Annotated in this window: 19 protein-coding genes; 11 read left to right on the top strand and 8 right to left on the bottom strand. The window is 45.6% G+C overall.

Annotated elements, in window-relative coordinates:
* Positions 1-15: 15 nt before the first annotated feature.
* Entirely contained in the window at positions 16-1242 is a 1227-nt protein-coding gene (gene hutI, locus L2730_RS17135; RefSeq protein WP_248975714.1) for an imidazolonepropionase, read from the bottom strand.
* Between the two features lie 244 nt (positions 1243-1486).
* Between hutI and hutC the strand changes: the two genes are divergently transcribed.
* The 4 genes from hutC to L2730_RS17155 all read left to right on the top strand — a co-directional run bounded on the left by hutC (position 1487) and on the right by L2730_RS17155 (position 6383).
* Positions 1487-2191, top strand: a complete 705-nt coding sequence (hutC, locus tag L2730_RS17140) for a histidine utilization transcriptional repressor HutC (protein WP_248975770.1) — start codon at positions 1487-1489, stop codon at positions 2189-2191.
* A gap of 123 nt (positions 2192-2314) precedes the next feature.
* On the top strand, positions 2315-3985 hold the full coding sequence (gene hutU, locus L2730_RS17145; RefSeq protein WP_248975715.1) for a urocanate hydratase: 1671 nt from the start codon (positions 2315-2317) through the stop codon (positions 3983-3985).
* A gap of 3 nt (positions 3986-3988) precedes the next feature.
* Positions 3989-5521, top strand: coding sequence for a histidine ammonia-lyase (gene hutH / locus L2730_RS17150; RefSeq protein ID WP_248975716.1), 1533 nt, complete (start codon positions 3989-3991; stop codon positions 5519-5521).
* 394 nt (positions 5522-5915) lie between these two features.
* Positions 5916-6383 (top strand): PaaI family thioesterase, encoded by a 468-nt coding sequence (locus tag L2730_RS17155; protein WP_248975717.1) that lies wholly within the window; start codon positions 5916-5918, stop codon positions 6381-6383.
* Between the two features lie 84 nt (positions 6384-6467).
* Here the strand turns inward: L2730_RS17155 and L2730_RS17160 are convergent, their stop codons facing one another.
* From L2730_RS17160 to L2730_RS17175, 4 genes are all read right to left on the bottom strand, one after another.
* Positions 6468-7637 carry a MerR family transcriptional regulator gene (locus L2730_RS17160; RefSeq protein WP_248975718.1) on the bottom strand — a complete coding sequence of 390 codons (1170 nt, stop codon included), beginning with the start codon at positions 7635-7637 and terminating at the stop codon, positions 6468-6470.
* Between the two features lie 160 nt (positions 7638-7797).
* Positions 7798-8340, bottom strand: a complete 543-nt coding sequence (locus tag L2730_RS17165; protein WP_248975719.1) for a DUF4287 domain-containing protein — start codon at positions 8338-8340, stop codon at positions 7798-7800.
* Between the two features lie 219 nt (positions 8341-8559).
* Positions 8560-9201, bottom strand: coding sequence for a DUF3157 family protein (locus L2730_RS17170; RefSeq protein ID WP_248975720.1), 642 nt, complete (start codon positions 9199-9201; stop codon positions 8560-8562).
* 93 nt (positions 9202-9294) lie between these two features.
* Complete coding sequence (locus tag L2730_RS17175) at positions 9295-9831, bottom strand: TonB-dependent receptor (RefSeq protein WP_248975721.1); 537 nt, start codon at positions 9829-9831, stop codon at positions 9295-9297.
* A 197-nt stretch (positions 9832-10028) separates the two neighbouring features.
* On the opposite strand from L2730_RS17175, the gene L2730_RS17180 reads away from it, so the two are divergent.
* On the top strand, positions 10029-11285 hold the full coding sequence (locus L2730_RS17180) for a mechanosensitive ion channel family protein (protein ID WP_248975722.1): 1257 nt from the start codon (positions 10029-10031) through the stop codon (positions 11283-11285).
* A 54-nt stretch (positions 11286-11339) separates the two neighbouring features.
* Here L2730_RS17180 and folM read toward each other — a convergent pair whose 3' ends face one another.
* From folM to folX, 3 genes are read right to left on the bottom strand one after another with little or no spacing between them, the layout of a single operon-like run.
* Positions 11340-12044, bottom strand: a complete 705-nt coding sequence (gene folM / locus L2730_RS17185; RefSeq protein WP_248975723.1) for a dihydromonapterin reductase — start codon at positions 12042-12044, stop codon at positions 11340-11342.
* A gap of 19 nt (positions 12045-12063) precedes the next feature.
* Positions 12064-12702, bottom strand: a complete 639-nt coding sequence (folE, locus tag L2730_RS17190; protein WP_248975724.1) for a GTP cyclohydrolase I FolE — start codon at positions 12700-12702, stop codon at positions 12064-12066.
* A 41-nt stretch (positions 12703-12743) separates the two neighbouring features.
* The gene (folX, locus tag L2730_RS17195; RefSeq protein WP_248975725.1) at positions 12744-13109 is read right to left on the bottom strand and encodes a dihydroneopterin triphosphate 2'-epimerase; all 366 of its coding nucleotides are present in this window, start codon (positions 13107-13109) and stop codon (positions 12744-12746) included.
* A gap of 162 nt (positions 13110-13271) precedes the next feature.
* Between folX and L2730_RS17200 the strand changes: the two genes are divergently transcribed.
* The 6 genes from L2730_RS17200 (at position 13272) to L2730_RS17225 (ending at position 16631) form a co-directional block, all read left to right on the top strand.
* Entirely contained in the window at positions 13272-13718 is a 447-nt protein-coding gene (locus L2730_RS17200) for a DUF3429 domain-containing protein (protein ID WP_248975726.1), read from the top strand.
* A gap of 2 nt (positions 13719-13720) precedes the next feature.
* The gene (locus L2730_RS17205; protein WP_248975727.1) at positions 13721-14107 is read left to right on the top strand and encodes a thiol-disulfide oxidoreductase DCC family protein; all 387 of its coding nucleotides are present in this window, start codon (positions 13721-13723) and stop codon (positions 14105-14107) included.
* A gap of 122 nt (positions 14108-14229) precedes the next feature.
* Positions 14230-14514, top strand: a complete 285-nt coding sequence (locus tag L2730_RS17210; protein ID WP_248975728.1) for a BufA1 family periplasmic bufferin-type metallophore — start codon at positions 14230-14232, stop codon at positions 14512-14514.
* Positions 14514-15368 carry an MNIO family bufferin maturase gene (gene bufB, locus L2730_RS17215; protein WP_248975729.1) on the top strand — a complete coding sequence of 285 codons (855 nt, stop codon included), beginning with the start codon at positions 14514-14516 and terminating at the stop codon, positions 15366-15368. Before L2730_RS17210 ends, bufB begins: the two co-directional genes overlap by 1 nt.
* On the top strand, positions 15359-16150 hold the full coding sequence (locus L2730_RS17220) for an HvfC/BufC N-terminal domain-containing protein (protein WP_248975730.1): 792 nt from the start codon (positions 15359-15361) through the stop codon (positions 16148-16150). Before bufB ends, L2730_RS17220 begins: the two co-directional genes overlap by 10 nt.
* Entirely contained in the window at positions 16143-16631 is a 489-nt protein-coding gene (locus tag L2730_RS17225) for an RNA polymerase sigma factor (RefSeq protein WP_248975731.1), read from the top strand. The genes L2730_RS17220 and L2730_RS17225 overlap by 8 nt, the downstream gene beginning before the upstream one ends.
* Positions 16632-16633: the final 2 nt, after the last annotated feature.

Genomic DNA, 16633 nt, shown 5'->3' on the forward strand with positions numbered 1-16633 from the left:
ACTTTTTAGATGAATTTACTGATGCACTAAACGGCCATTCTTAACTACTTCAATACATGAACCAACACCATAGGTGTAGGAAAGCTCCGCTGGGGTGCTGATATTCCATAAACAGAAATCGGCGGTCATTCCTGCTTCGATAACACCCACTTGCGTTTCGATTCCTAAGGCTTTGGCAGCATTGCGAGTCATACCTGCGAGTGCTTCCTCTGGCGTTAAACGCATTAAGGTACAAGCCATGTTCAGCATCAAAAGGCTAGAACACATTGGCGATGAGCCTGGGTTATAGTCACTGGCAACCACCATGGGGACTTGGTATTGGCGTAGCAGCTCAATTGGAGGTTGCTGGGTTTCCCGTAGGAAGTAAAAAGCACCGGGCAGCAAGGTGGCGCAAGTGCCACTTTCGCTCAGGGTTTTGACCCCGTCCTCATCTAAGTATTCGATATGGTCTACAGACTTGGCGCCTAGCTTGGCTGCCATGGCTGAACCGCCTAAATTTGATAGCTGCTCAGCATGGAGCTTGATATCAAGTCCAGCATCTTTGGCTGCTGTGAGTACTCGCTCAGTTTGCGCGAGGCTAAAGGCGATATTCTCACAAAACACATCAACGGCATCGGCAAGATCTTCGGCAATCACTTGAGGCAGCATCTCATTGATCACTAAGTCGACGTACGCATCACTGTCATTTTTATATTCTGGTGGGATCGCATGTGCACCTAAAAAGGTTGTTTTCACGTCCACGTGGTGATGCTTACCTAGCTCACGTGCTACGCGCAGAAGTTTTAACTCGGTTTCAATATCTAAGCCGTAACCTGATTTGATTTCAACTGTGGTCACACCCTCTTTTGCCAGTGCATTAAGGCGCTGACGGCCTAGCTCAAACAGCTCGGCTTCGTCGGCTTCACGGCACGCTTTAACGGTTGAGATAATACCGCCGCCACTGCGAGCAATCTCTTCGTAGCTAGCACCTTGTAGGCGTAGCTCAAATTCATTGGCGCGGTTGCCTGCAAATACTAAATGGGTGTGAGCATCAATGAGCCCTGGAGTGATCCAGCCACCTTTACCTTTGTAAATTGGCGTGGCGAGTACATCAAATTCTGGCAGCTTGCTACGTTCCCCTACCCAGGCAATTTTTCCATCTTTAACCGCGAGTGCAGCATCTTTGATTGCACCGTAAGGCTCTGAAATGTTTGGTGACATGGTAGCGATATTGATATCAATCCAGACTTGATCCCACGACATACTGCACTCTCTTTTTGTTGTTTTAGCTAGTGGTTGAATACTAACACTAAGCATCGTCACTAAAAATAATTTGTGAGCTAGCTTGTATTTACTTGTATATACAAGCTAGGATTGTAGCCGAGTTTTTGATCATTATAAATAGCAGACTACTGCTAATTGACTGCTAACAACCAGCACTTTGAATCGGTCATCAAAAACTCAAACCGTGACAGCAAAACAACCGATAAAGGTAATTAGACCTGATATGGCAACGCCGAAGTTTGAAGAGATTAAGCAATATATTTTAGCCCAAATAGAATCTGGTGAGTGGGCTGAAGACAGCCGAGTACCATCGGAAAACCAACTGGCTGAATTGTTTGGCTGTAGTCGAATGACCGCAAGGCGTAGCTTAACGGAGCTTACCGAATCTGGTGTGTTAGAGCGTTCTCAAGGGTTAGGCACTTTCGTTGCGGGGCTTAAAAGCCAATCTTCTATGATGGCAATTCGCAATATTGCTGATGAGATCAAAGACCGTGGCCATGGTTATAGCGTGCAGCAAGTTTCTTTGAGCCAAGCTAGCGCCACAGGTGCCATAGCCATCGCATTAGGGCTAGAAGAGGGCAGTACTGTTTATCAGTCAGTGCTAGTGCACTGCGAGCAGGGTACGCCGCTGCAATTAGAGGAACGTTTCGTTAACCCTAAACTCGTGCCTGAATATTTAGCGCAAGATTTTATCAAACAAACGCCGCACGAATATTTATCTATGGTGGCACCGCTGACTGAAGCCAAGCATACCATTGAAGCCAAAATGGCCGATGACGCGCAGCTAGCACTGCTCAACATCGAGGCCTCAGAGCCCTGTTTACAGATTACTCGTCGCACTTGGTCACGCCAAGGTGTGGTGAGCTTTGCACGTTTAGTGCATCCCGGAAGTCGATTTAGATTAGGTGGTCATCTGACCTTTAACTAGAGGTTGGTTTGCTACAGCTCCACAAGTAAAACGCTCGAACAAATGAGCGGAAAATGGTTCTAAAAAACAAAAAGACAGTTATAAAAACAAGCATATAAAAACAAATTGAACGAGGTAGTACCGATGGATAAGAGACACGATCCAAGCCGCCGCATCATTGCGCCGACAGGAACAAAGCTAAGCTGTAAGAGTTGGTTAACCGAAGCACCAATGCGTATGTTAATGAACAACTTACATCCAGATGTTGCTGAGCGCCCTGAAGATCTCGTGGTTTATGGCGGTATCGGCCGCGCCGCACGTGACTGGGAGTGCTACGACAAAATCGTTGAAGTACTGCAGCGCCTTGAAGAAGACGAAACCTTAATGGTGCAATCGGGTAAACCAGTCGGTGTATTCAAAACTCACAATAATGCACCGCGTGTCATTATTGCTAACTCAAACCTAGTACCTCATTGGGCCAACTGGGAACACTTTAACGAGTTAGATAAGAAAGGTTTGGCGATGTACGGCCAGATGACAGCAGGTTCTTGGATCTACATCGGTTCGCAAGGCATTGTGCAAGGGACTTACGAGACATTCGTGGCGATGGCTAAGCAGCACTTTGGCGGTTCATCGAAGGGTAAGTGGATCTTAACTGGTGGCCTTGGTGGCATGGGTGGTGCACAGCCGCTAGCTGGCACTATGGCGGGGTATTCGGTGCTGACCTGTGAAGTTGATGAAACGCGTATTGATTTCCGAATGCGTACTCGCTACGTCGATAAAAAGGCGACGACCTTAGATGAGGCGTTAGCGATGATTGATGAAGCAAACGCCAGTGGCAAGCCTGTATCAGTTGGTCTACTCGGTAATGCTGCTGATGTTTTTGCCGAGCTGGTTGAGCGTGGGATTACACCAGATGTGGTTACTGACCAAACGTCTGCGCACGATCCGCTAAACGGCTACCTGCCACAAGGCTGGACGCTAGAGCAAGCGATTGAAATGCGTAAAACTGACGAAGCGGCTGTCGTTAAAGCGGCTAAACAGTCAATGGCAGTTCAAGTTAAAGCAATGCTAGCACTGCAAGCTGCCGGTTCTGCGACGACAGACTATGGTAACAACATTCGCCAAATGGCGTTTGAAGAGGGGGTTGAAAACGCATTCGACTTCCCTGGTTTTGTGCCTGCTTACGTGCGCCCACTATTTTGTGAAGGTATTGGTCCATTCCGTTGGGTAGCGCTGTCTGGTGACCCAGAAGATATCTATAAGACCGACGCTAAAGTTAAAGAGCTTATTCCTGATAATCCGCATCTGCACAACTGGTTAGATATGGCGCGTGAGCGTATCGCCTTCCAAGGTCTGCCATCTCGTATCTGTTGGGTAGGTCTTAAAGACCGTGCCCGTCTAGCATTAGCCTTTAACGAAATGGTTAAAAATGGCGAGCTTTCTGCGCCAATTGTGATCGGGCGTGATCACTTAGACTCTGGCTCTGTTGCCAGTCCTAACCGTGAAACTGAATCTATGCTTGATGGTTCTGATGCAGTATCTGATTGGCCGCTAATGAACGCACTATTGAACACTGCAAGTGGTGCAACTTGGGTGTCGCTGCATCACGGTGGTGGTGTCGGTATGGGCTTTAGCCAGCACTCAGGTGTCGTGATTGTGGCTGACGGAACCGATGATGCCGCAGCGCGCTTAGGCCGAGTACTGTGGAATGACCCTGCAACAGGCGTGATGCGTCATGCTGATGCTGGATATGATATCGCCAAAGATTGTGCAAAAGAGCAGGGTCTAGACCTGCCGATGTTGGAGAAGTAGAACATGAGCCATTTAGTATTAACGCCGGGTAGCCTAACCCTGAAGCAAATTCGTGAAATTAGCCGTGGAAAAGTCACCCTTGAGCTGGCTGATAGTGCCATTGCCGACATCAATACCAGTGCCGGTCTAGTACAGCAAGTATTGGATGAAGGCCGCACGGTTTACGGGATCAACACAGGTTTTGGTTTATTAGCTAACACCAAGATTGCCGCTGATGACTTACAACTGCTACAACGCTCTATCGTGCTGTCGCATGCTGCGGGCACTGGTCAATACATGCAAGACGCTACAGTGCGCTTGATGATGGTATTGAAGATCAACTCGCTAAGCCGAGGCTTCTCTGGTATTCGCTTAGAGGTGATTAACTTCCTTATCGCACTGGTGAACGCTGAAGTTTACCCTTGTGTGCCAGAAAAAGGCTCTGTAGGGGCGTCGGGTGATTTAGCGCCGCTATCACATATGTGTTTACCGCTACTTGCTGAAGGTGAGATGAGCTATAAAGGTCAGCTTATCACGGCTGCCGAAGGGCTTGAAATCGCCGGTCTTAAGCCGCTTGAATTAGCCGCTAAAGAGGGCTTAGCACTACTTAATGGTACCCAAGCTTCAACCGCATTAGCGCTAGAAGGTTTATTTAACGCAGAAGACCTGTTTGCAGCAAGCTCGGTGATTGGTGCCATGAGTGTTGAAGCTGCAATGGGTAGCCGTAGTCCGTTTGATCCTCGCATTCATGCTGCTCGTGGCCAAAAAGGTCAGATTGATTCTGCTGCTGTCTTCCGTCATCTACTGGGTGACAAGTCTGAGATCAGTCTTGATCATGTTAACTGCGAAAAGGTGCAAGATCCTTACTCACTGCGTTGTCAGCCACAAGTATTGGGTGCCTGTTTAACCCAAATTCGTCATGCGGCGGAGGTGCTAGGCACTGAAGCTAACGGCGTTACCGATAACCCATTAGTATTCCAAGATACTGGCGACATTATCTCTGGTGGTAACTTCCACGCCGAGCCAGTTGCGATGGCTGCAGATAACCTAGCGATTGCGATTGCTGAGCTAGGTTCTATTGCAGAGCGACGTATCGCGCTGTTGATCGACTCAAATCTATCTAAGCTTCCACCGTTTCTTGTCGAAAATGGCGGGGTAAACTCAGGCTTTATGATCGCTCAAGTTACGGCTGCGGCATTGGCATCTGAAAACAAGACTTATGCGCACCCAGCGTCAGTTGATAGCTTACCAACTTCTGCTAACCAAGAAGATCACGTGTCTATGGCGACATTTGCGGCGCGTCGCTTGCGTGATATGTCGGAAAATACCCGTGGCGTGTTAGCAGTTGAACTACTTGCTGCGGCGCAAGGCTTGGATTTCCGTCGTCCATTGCAACCCGCTGTTGCTGTGGCGAAAGCGAAAGCTGAGCTGCGTGAATTGGTGACGTACTACGATAAGGACCGTTTCTTCGGCCCAGATATTGAAGCCGCTACTGACTTATTGATCACTGCCAGCTACAACGCTTACTTGCCAGCAGATATTCTGCCAAGCTTGTAATCCAAAGTGATAGTGGACTGACAAAAGGGCCTAACGGCCCTTTTTTATGCCTGTAAAGCAGCCCGGATTAATAATGGATAATCTCATTTTCTATACGTATGCTCCACCTCTAACGCACAAATGACTCGCTGTGAATACATCCTTGTAAGCTCTGCGACAATATCCATGTTGTCGAAGGTCATTTGGTGCATCAGAGAGCGCTGTTTAGGCACTAACAGCCGTGGAAATATTAACTGTTTGCAAATGCGAAGCTGCAATTGTTTAGAGCCTGGAAGGGCTGAATATCAGGAAGTTAATCATTAGTCTTAAGCCTAATGTCTGCATTGTCGAAACGGTTAATGTGTAATAGCGTAGTTTGGAGTTGATGGTCGTTGAAGCGAATTAAGGTGCGGTAATGCAAGCATTTCAAGATTTATACCCAGAAGAACTCTGCCATTGTTATGGTTGCGGTAAGAATAACCCTCATGGGCATCAACTCAAAAGTTACTGGGACGATGATGAAACCATCGCATTGTTTACCCCTAAGCCTTTTCATACAGCCATTCCCGGCTTTGTTTACGGTGGATTAATAGCTTCACTTATCGATTGCCATGGAACGGGTAGTGCCAGTGCTGCCGCAGGGCGGGCATTTGCCGATGGTACGCAGCAGCCACCAAGGTTTGTTACCGCGGCGCTCAATATCGATTATCTCGCGCCAACGCCCATGGGCGTAGAGTTGGAATTGCGTGGCGTTATTTGCGAAGTAAAGCCCAAGAAAGTGGTGTTAGATATCAGTCTTATCGCTGCAGGCGTTACTTGCGCCAAAGGACATATGGTGGCGGTTAAAATGCCAGAAAGTATGCTTAATACGAGCGGGACGTGAGATGTTTTTCATCCTGCCTCAATTTCGATATAAGAACTCCAATTACTCTTAATGACAAAAGAGTAATAGGAGTCTCTTAGTTGGCTATATTTTTTGTAATACAAACAATTGATAGCCAAACTCTGCCGCAAACTGGCTGCAAATATTCACTTCATGTTTGATATCGTTCAGCGCTGCAGAAGCTGCCATTTCTGATTCAAGCTCTTTTGCACGCTCACCTAACGGGCCGTAATAATCTAACCAAGCCTGTTTGCTCTGAGGGAAATGCTCGACAACACGGTAGCCCGCGTGCTTCATTTGCTCGATTCGGGTTGCGACAGGCTGAATATCTGGATAGTTTTGACTCCAAAACTCAACGGATTTCTGACTTGGATTGTCAGTTTTCCAAACGAGATCGCTAATCACTAAACAACCTTGCTGCTGTAATAGTGGCAGCCACTGCGCGAGTGCTTTTTCTACGCCCATAATGTAGGCACTGCCTTCTGCCCAAATAAGATCAAAGCTCTCATTAGTAAACGGCAATTCGGTCATGCTAGCGCAAACAGTTTCGAGCCGATTAGAAAAACCGAGCTGCTCAAGGCGTTGTGCTAGCCTATCTAGTGCGGACTGCTCATTATCGGCGGCGGTAATGTTTGCTTTGCTATGTTCGGCTAACACTTTAGTTGCTAACCCTTTGCCACAGCCTATCTCTAAGATATTGTCAGGTGCTTTGGCTACCAGTGATAAAGCTTTTTGTGTATCACTGTCGCTTCCGGGTCCCCAGCGCTCTAATGGTTCGAAAACCGTCATAAAGTCAGCCATATATACATCGTGTTCGTTCATATCTTTTGATAACCATTTTAGTCGCAAGGCCTCTTTCTCACTAAAGCCTTGCTTTGTTAACCAGTCTAGATGAGCATCTGGGGCCAGTTTATCTAAACTCGTGTGCCATGCTTTGAGGTCGCCCTCACCAAGCATGGCTGCAAGTAAATTTCGTGACTGTTGCTTTTGCTCTATCTCTTTGTCTAGCGCTTTGAGACGGTTTTGCAGTAATTGTCTGTCAACTTTAGCTTCTAGACATACTTTGCACTCTTTCAGTGTTAAACCGCCAGCCAGTAATTGTTGTATCAAACGGAGGCGTTGCAGATCTTTATCGCTGTAGACGCGATAGCCATTTTCAAGCCTACTAGCATTGATAAGCTTTTGCTTTTCATAATAAAGTATCGCGGTTCGAGAGAGTCCGACTGCTGCCGCAAGCTCAGAGATCTTATACATGATCACCAGCCTTGTATCCGTTGATGGTTAAGCACTTTAAACTATAAAGCTGTAGACGGGTCAATAGAAAGCTATAGTTATTTTTATGGGGCTACAGGATGGTTTAAAGCAGATAGGTATTCATAGCCATTTCAAAATAGCTATATTTGTCAGTAGCTGGCTACACTGACTTTTCATAAGCTTGCGACAACCAACTAATGACTTCTCCATTAATATCATCGAGAGTTTTCAATTGAATCCGGTGAGTACACATGGCGCCGAATGGTCCGGAATCTTCTAGTCGACCTTGTGGCTCGACTCCCTTGAGTTTTAGTCCTAGGTCTACTCTTGTTTTGGTTGCGGGTTTTATGAGTGCAAATTGATTTTTTCTTATTAAGCTGACACTGGCCTTTTTAGGTGTAATGGTGATGTCATCACCGAACTTCTTGATGGTTGCTATTAGCTTTTCATAAATGGGCTTAAGGCTTTCTTTACCGCTGTATTGAGTGATAACGAGATCTTCTACTGGCTGATTAGTCTCGCGAGATAAAGTAACAATGGTATTGGCAAATCCATGAGTGACACCATGTTCAGTTTTAAGATATTTCACAGCAGCAGTATGTTTGTCGAAATTCTCTTTTGTTAATATTTGAATCCACTCTTCAAGTGCTTTCCCTGTCTTTTCGGGCATATTGTTAATCATGGTTTGCAGTGCTTTATCCATATTGTTCAACCTTTATCCATAGCAATTGGTATGAATGTTCATTTATGCATTAGTTTAGCAAAGAAACAATCTACTATTGTTTTGTAGGGCATAGAGCAGCATGCATTATTTAAATGGTTGTTGGGTTAAAAGAGGGGATTATTTCGGTTTTACGACGGGAAAAACAAAAAGACCTAGCTCAAAGCTAGGTCTCAAAAAGATCTGGATCAACGATTGAAACTACATGCGTGAATCCATCTCTTTCATCTTCAGGCTCATTAGCTGCTTAGTCCATTGCGCTTTATCGATGCCCTCTATCCACAATACGCGGCTCTCGCGGGTTTGGCCTTTACGTAGGTATGTATCCGGCATTCTGAATACCGCTTGCCATACTTTTACTGTTTCTCTTTTGATTAAGGCGCCAGAGTCGGCAAACAAACTCACTTCAAGTTCGATCATGACGTAATGTTCAGAGCTATTGCTTGAGAGCTCAAAGGTTAGACCTAAACGGCCATCATCATCCCACTGGCTATCTAAAAAGCTGACTTTAACACCACTTTTGGCAGTTGATTTTAACAGTGCTGACTGAGCGATTGCACTTGAGGTGAGTGCTTCGCTATTCGCTACAGGAGTCGTTGGGGTGACGGCTGGAGTTGCTTTCTCGTTGACGGCAACTGCTGCGGCTGTTGCCGGCAGTGTTACTGGAGCGGCCGTGTCTGCTTTAGTCTGACTTTCAAGAATGACATATTCCCAAGTGAAGTCATCGTTGAGCTTAACGGTTGCGCCATTTTCTAAGGTGACTCGCGCCACTTCATCGGCATAGACTGGAGTTGCTAGCGAGAACAGGGCAATACAGGCATAGGCCATTAGCGTTTTGTACATGATTATTAACCTTGTAAAGGAGATTGCCCTAGCATAGACAAACTCCCGTTAGATTAACACTGACAAGATCAAAATAGCTGACTTATGGTTGTTCTACATTGTATAACCAATGCTAAATACAGCAGATTCTGTGGCACTGTTATATCCAGCAGCTAAGGTAAAGTTTGGACCTAACACATATCTAATGCCGGCTTCTGCACCCCATGTGGTGTCTTTGTCAGTTTCCCATACCGGCTCGGCGCCGACAACATAGGGAACTATATTGGTGGTAGAGGATACTTCATGAATATACGCCGTTGCTCCGCCATATAAACTTAAGCCTGCAGCGAGCGGATAGGTTAAACCAAAACGCCAAAGCGAACTCTGTGAATAAGCTTCACCGGGCTCTTCAACAACTAAATCATTTTTTTTGCTCTGTGCATAGCCAATGTAATAACCCCACTGAGCATAGTCAGTATCGTAGTGGCTAGGAGCAATGGTGATGCCATAGAGATCGTCGATTGCCGGAATATAGTCTAGGGTTATACCAATTGTAGGTTTTGGTAAAACAGGTGCATCTTCACTGTAATCCTTGGCGAGTACGCTAAAGCTACAGAGGGTGATAACACAGGTAATTAAGTATTTGGTCATTTTGATCTCGATAAACTTCAGGCAATAGAAAATGGATTGTTGTGAATCTTTAGATTACAGTCAACTGTGATAGCTCAAATTGCTGTTAAACTTAATAATTGTGATTGATTTGTTCGCCACATGATTGTGGCTTGTTAACCCTATTTTGCAAGCTTGAATAGATTGTTTGTGTCTGTTCACTATTGGAGATATCTATTTTGGATCAGGAATTACGTGCAAGTATCACTCAATGGTTGGCAACTGTCGGGATCGACAGCCAACCTGCGGACGGTGTTTCAACCAGTATTCTTGTGATTGTCTGTTTCATTGTGGCTTTTATAGGCTACGTCTTTGTGAAACGGGGTGTTGTGAGCACCATGAATATTGTCATCACTCGCTCGCGCGTCCATTGGGACGATATCTTCATGCGCTATCGTGTATTGGAGAAGTTGGCCAAGCTGGTTCCTGCATTAATTCTCAATATCATTCTGCCGCTGGCACTAACCGAGCATGAAGTGTTGGCGAGTCTGGCTGACAGGCTACTTGATGTCACCATTGTGATTTTATTTGTGCGTGCGGTTTATAGTGCATTAGATGCCGCCAATGAAATTGCTGATGTTAATTTAGTTAGCCGTCGACTGCCGATTAAGAGCTTTGTACAGCTGTTTAAGTTGTTTATGTTTTTCGTCGCTATCATCATCTCCATTTCGGTACTGGCTGACCAATCGCCAGTTTACTTCTTAAGTGGCTTAGGTGTTGCGACAGGTTTGGTGATGTTGGTTTTCAGGGACACTATTTTGGGCTTTGTGGCTGGTATTCAGCTAGCGGCTAATAGAATGGTCAGTCCAACAGATTGGATCCAAATGGATAAGTACGGCGCAGATGGTGCCGTTGAAGAGGTGTCGCTAACAACGGTTAAAGTGCGTAACTGGGATCAAACAATTACCATGATCCCCGCTTATGCTTTGGTGTCAGATGCCTTTAAGAACTGGCGTGGCATGTCAGAGTCTGGCGGCCGGAGAATTAAGCGCTCAGTACAAATCGATATTAGTTCCATTGGTTTTTTAACTGAAGAAGATAAGCAGAGATTGTCGAAGATCAACCATCTTAAGTCCTATTTCGCTGCAAAATCGCAGGAGATTAGTACATTTAACGCACTGGTGGAAGATGCTGATATGCCAGTGAATAGTCGACACCTAACCAATGTTGGTACCTTTAGAGCCTATATGCTGGCCTATTTAAAACAGCATGAGAAAGTACATAAAGATATGACCTTATTGGTGCGTCAGCTAGCGCCAACATCTACAGGTGTACCGATTGAGCTGTATATCTTTACCAATGACATTAGGTGGGCAGCCTATGAAGATATTCAAGCGGATATCTTTGACCATGTGTTTGCCATATTGCCGGAGTTTGGTTTAAGGGTATATCAAGGGCCGACTGGTGCGGATATACGTAGTTTGCAAAGCCATTAGTCACGATAGTTGAAGCTAGAAAAGGCACCTAATTAGGTGCCTTTTCTAATATGATTAAACCAAGTGGCGGCCGCCATCAATTTTCAAGGTTTGACCGGTAACATAGTGACTCTGCAATAGGTAGCTGACTGCACTTAAGATCTCTATCTCACCACCCTCCTTGGTCATCAGTGACTTCTTCAATGCCTTCTGTTTGTACTGTTCGTCATCATCAGGGTTAAACATGAGCAGTGCAGGAGCAATACTATTGACCTTAACCTCGGGGGCATATTTTGCGGCAAAAGATAGAGTCAGGTTTTGTAACGCAGCTTTACTGGCAGCATAGGCAGCATGTTTCTTACTGCCTTTCTCTGCAACATAATCGGTAATGTGAATAATATCAGCCATGCCACTATTGGCCTTAAGCTGCTCCGCAAGGGCAAGGTTAATGGTATAAGGCACACTCACATGAATGCGCATCATTTTGTCCATAATCGATAATGCAGAGGCTGCATCACCGTCAGGTAACCAGTCTGATGCATTATGGATTAGTGCTTTAAAGGCAGGTTGTTGAGCTAGCTTTTTCAGTAGCTCATCGAGTTGAGCATCGTGGTAAAAATCACACTGATGTAGTTCAACACCTAAGACTTCGAGTTCTTGCAGTTGTGGATATTGGCTACGGTAAGTGCCAATGACTTTATGGCCTTGTTGCGCTAAATGCTTAGCAAGGTAGAAGCCGACACGCTTGCCGACTCCGGTTATTAAAATAGCAGCTGTCATCAAAATCCTTAATGGCTGACTAGCGGAAAAACTCAGCCCGAGTTGCGGCGCTGGTTTTAAACTCGCCTCCGAGGGCAGTGGTTTGCGTTTGCGATTGGGTATCCATCACCCCTCTGGATTTTACGCAGTAGTGGGTGGCGTCGATGCTCACTGCTACATTATCGGTAGCGAGCAATGTTTGCAGTGCGACTAAGATCTGCTTGGTTAAGCGCTCTTGCACTTGTGGTCGCTGGGCAAAGAAACGCACGATACGATTGATTTTAGACAGACCAATAATGGTGCTGCTGGGGATATAAGCCACTTTGGCTAAACCATCGATGGTAACGAAGTGATGTTCACAGGTGCTGACGACGCTGATATCAGTGATCCGCACCATCTCATCGACCGCCATCTTATTTTCAATTTGGGCGATTTTAGGAAAGTTTGCATAGTCTAAACCTGCAAAGACCTCGTTGACATACATCTTAGCGATACGGTGTGGCGTCTCTTGTAAGCTATCATCGTTAAGATCTAGTCCTAAGGTCGATACCACTTCGGTCATTAAGCCTTTAATGCGCTCATACTTCTGTTTGGCGGTCATATCCGATGGAATTAAAGGGGTCTCGAGTCCTTGCTTGACGAGTGCATCTCTCACTTGTTGAGCCTGAGGTACGTCCATAATTGACTCCTGCTGAGATTGAATGGATTGGCTGCGGGGCATTAAGGCTTCCGATACTCTAAAGACAGTGATACGGAGTCTGCGAACCTTAATGCATGGGGCTTATCAATGGTTACTCGGGCATATTGCACCCATGGATGCTGACTACTGATATCGAGCACATCAGAGACTAATTTTTCTAATAGTAGAAAGCGCCCCTCTTCGACGTGCTGAATGACAGCCTTAGTCACCTTCTTGTAATTGAGTGCCTCATCGACGTTATCTTCGCGAATGGCATTACTCGCGGGGTAGTGGATCTCGATATTAATCACTACATCCTGCATTTTCTCGCGCTCTTCAATATTGAAACCGATGAAGGTGCGCAGGCGCAAATTGGTTACTTTGATAATGGCGTTGCTTGTTGTCATTTATAGTCCTTTATTGTTCTTTATAACTAACTATAGGCAAAGATACGGATAATTCAGCAATTTAGATCATCCCTTTAAGTACCAATTTACACCAAGCAGAGATCTAAAAGTCAACTGACATCGTACAGATTGATAATGTTTGTTGGCTGAGTTGAGTGAACTATGGAGCGAAACGAACGTATTTGGCAAGGTCTAGGTTATGCCGGGTTGTTGCCTTTTATTATTGCAACAACAATGGCTTGGACAGGGTTGAAGTTAACTTGGTTAAACGCTGAGTTTGCCTTTATTAGCTATAGCGCGGTCATTCTTAGTTTTATATCTGGCACTTTGTGGGGGCGTGCTATTGCGCTATCAACCAGCAGCACGACTGGGCGTTTGCTTATACAGAGTAATCTGTTTTCAATCTTAGCTTGGATAGCTTTATTACTAAATCAACAGCTGATCAGCCTAGCGATATTGGCTGTGGGATACTTAAGCCTGCTAGCAATTGAAAGGAAAGCTAAAGAGTTATGTCTTAACCAAGACTACATCTCAATGAGACTCAGATTAACGCTGGTAGCGATAACTTTGCATCTACTGATGTTAATCCATCAATTTTTCGGAGGTTAGTAATGAAACTACGTATCTTTTATGATTCACTTTGTCCGCTATGTGATGCAGAAATGCAGCACATCAAATCATTAGACAGTCACGATAACATTGAGCTACAAGATCTCAATCAAGCTGATTTTAGTATTAAGTATCCTGAGATAGATTTCGCTCTAGCGAATAAGATTTTACATGCTCAACGCGCCGATGGTTCGTTAATCACCGGACTCGATGTGACCTACGAAGCTTGGGCTGCTGTGGGTAAAGAGAAGTGGGTTTCACTACTGCGCTGCTCGTTAGTTAAGCCATTTGCTGATAAAGGCTACCTGTTCTTTGCTAAGCACCGTTACCGCATATCTTACTTACTCACTGGCAAGAAACGCTGCGAATCAGGCACCTGTTACCGTTAAAGCTTGCTGTTTAAGTGATTATTCCTGACTCGACTAAAATTAATTGAGTACCTAATGCAATCAAACCTCTGACTCACTCGTTATAGGGTTGAATGTGTTATCTATCAAAAGGAATAATCGATATGAAATCTTCAACAACAGCACTGGGTGTAACGGTTGCCGGTATTTTAGCGGCGAGTTTATCTTTAGGTGCACAAGCGGTGCCCGATCAACCGAAAGAGTGGGAGAAATGCGCTGGTATTGCTAAAGCCGGTGCTAACGATTGCGGCGCATTAGATGGCAGTCATGGCTGCGCCGGACAAGCAAAAGCTGACAACCTTCCCACCGAGTGGGTCTATGTCCCGGCAGGTACTTGCGACAAAATTACAGGTGGTGAAGTTAAAGCGGTTAAACCGGCTAAAAGCTAATGCCTAATTCTGGCATAGCTGGCGCAGGTATTGGCCTGCGCACTCCCCATGTGCAGCAAATATTGGCTGACGAAAGTCTTGAAATCCCTTGGCTAGAGGTGTTGGCTGATAACTGGCTGGTGGAAGGTGGACTAAATCAACATCTGCTTATGTGCATTAGTGAGCGATTTCCGCTGGTGTTTCATAGCGTAGGCCTGTCTCTCGGTGGTACCAACACACTGGATGCTGATTACCTCAACAAGATCAAATCTCTCAAGCAAGCTTGTGGTGGCCATTGGTATTCCGAACATGCAAGTTTCTCCGGTAACAACGACTTTAAAGTCGCAGATCTGTTGCCGCTGCCCTATACAGACGAAGCTGTCATGCATATCAGTAGACGGATTCAGCAAACCCAAGACCTATTGGGCGAAAGAATGTTGCTGGAAAATGTGTCTACCTATATGAGTTGCAAACATAATGAATTGAGTGAGGGGGAGTTTATTGCTGCGATTGCTGAAGAAGCTGACTGTTACCTGTTGCTGGATATCAATAATGCTTTTGTCACTAGTGTGAATCTCAACCAGCAGTTACAAGACTTTTTGGATGACGTACCTGCAAAGCGGGTAAAGCAGATCCATTTGGCGGGCTTTCATCAAAAAGATGATTACCTGCTGGATGCCCATAACCATCCTGTCGATCCGCAAGTTTGGCAGGCTTATCAAAATTACATTCAGCTCAATGGCAATATTCCCACCATGATTGAGTGGGACAGTGAAATACCTACACTGGATCGGCTGTTACAGGAACGGCAGATTGCCGCCGATATGCTGCAGTTTAATGCTAAGTCTGCTGCAGGAGTTGGTCGATGCGCTTAGCAGATTGGCAAGGAGCATTTATTCAAGCGTTGCAGGCTAATGGCGATGAGCGGGAATTATTGGCGATGGTCAACCAGCGCGAGCAGTCTCGGTTAAAAGTTTATCAAAACAATGCCTTTCAGGCACTGCTAAGTAGCCTGCAAAGTAGCTTTCCTGTATGCCAGACGGTAGTAGGAGAGCGCTGTTTTGAGCAGCTAGCACTGCAATATTGCAACTGTTATCCGTTGAAGGATGCCAACTTAAACCATTATGGTGCACAGTTTCCTAGGTTACTTGGCGATGAGGTTATGCAACATCAAGCATTTATCGGGCTTGAGTATCTACCTGAGCTAGCAATGCTTGAGTGGGCGTTAAAGCAGGGCTATTACGTGCAAGATCGTAGTAACTATATGCAACAGCCACAAGTGCATGAGCTGGAGCAAATGGCGCGGCTTACTGAATCTCTGCAGCAACAAGTAGTGCTGCTACTGCAACCTGATATTGAGCTGCTTAGTTGTCACTATCCGGTGCAACAAGTCTGGTTAAAGCATCAAGCCACAACAGAGCAAAGCCACACGGTTAGTTGCGATAGCGCAACAAACTATCTGCTGATCTTTCGGGACTGCTTTAAGGTGAACTTTAGGCAAATATCAGCGCCGCAAGCTCAGCTAATACTGGCTATACGGCAGAGTTTGTCGCTCGAGCAATTAGCTAACGCAGAGGTGGATTTGAGTGAATTACCTCAGCTTATTAAACTGGGCTGGATTGCGGGCTATAAATTGGTGGTAACAGCCGATGGATAGAGAGTTACTGCAGAGTCTATATCGCTATTGTTTATGTCTTACTCGACATGTACCCGCAGCGGAAGATCTGCTGCAAACAGCGATAGAGCGTTGGTTAAGCAGCACTGCTAAGCCTCAATATCCAAAAGCCTACCTACGCACTATTATCCGTAATCAATTTATTGATGATTGCAGACGCTTAAAGCGGATCGATTTTGACCCAATAGATGAGCATGCTCCTGCACTTTTAGATGAAGCTTGTATGGAACAGGTCGCGCTGCAGCATGACTTAATCGAGTATCTATTCTCTCAGCTCAATGCCGCCGAAAGGGAGGTACTGTATCTGTGGGCGGTTGAAGGCTTTAGCGCCGCAGAGATCGCAAATGACTTGGGTCAACCTCGAGGAAGCATCTTGTCGAGGCTACATAGGATTAAAATTAAGGCGGTTGAGATTATGCAAAATGAAACCACCACAGCACAAAGTAACGGTCAGGGGAGCTAGTA

It is taken from the genome of Shewanella kaireitica (genome assembly GCF_023284045.1).
GTDB classification, from domain to species: domain Bacteria; phylum Pseudomonadota; class Gammaproteobacteria; order Enterobacterales; family Shewanellaceae; genus Shewanella; species Shewanella kaireitica.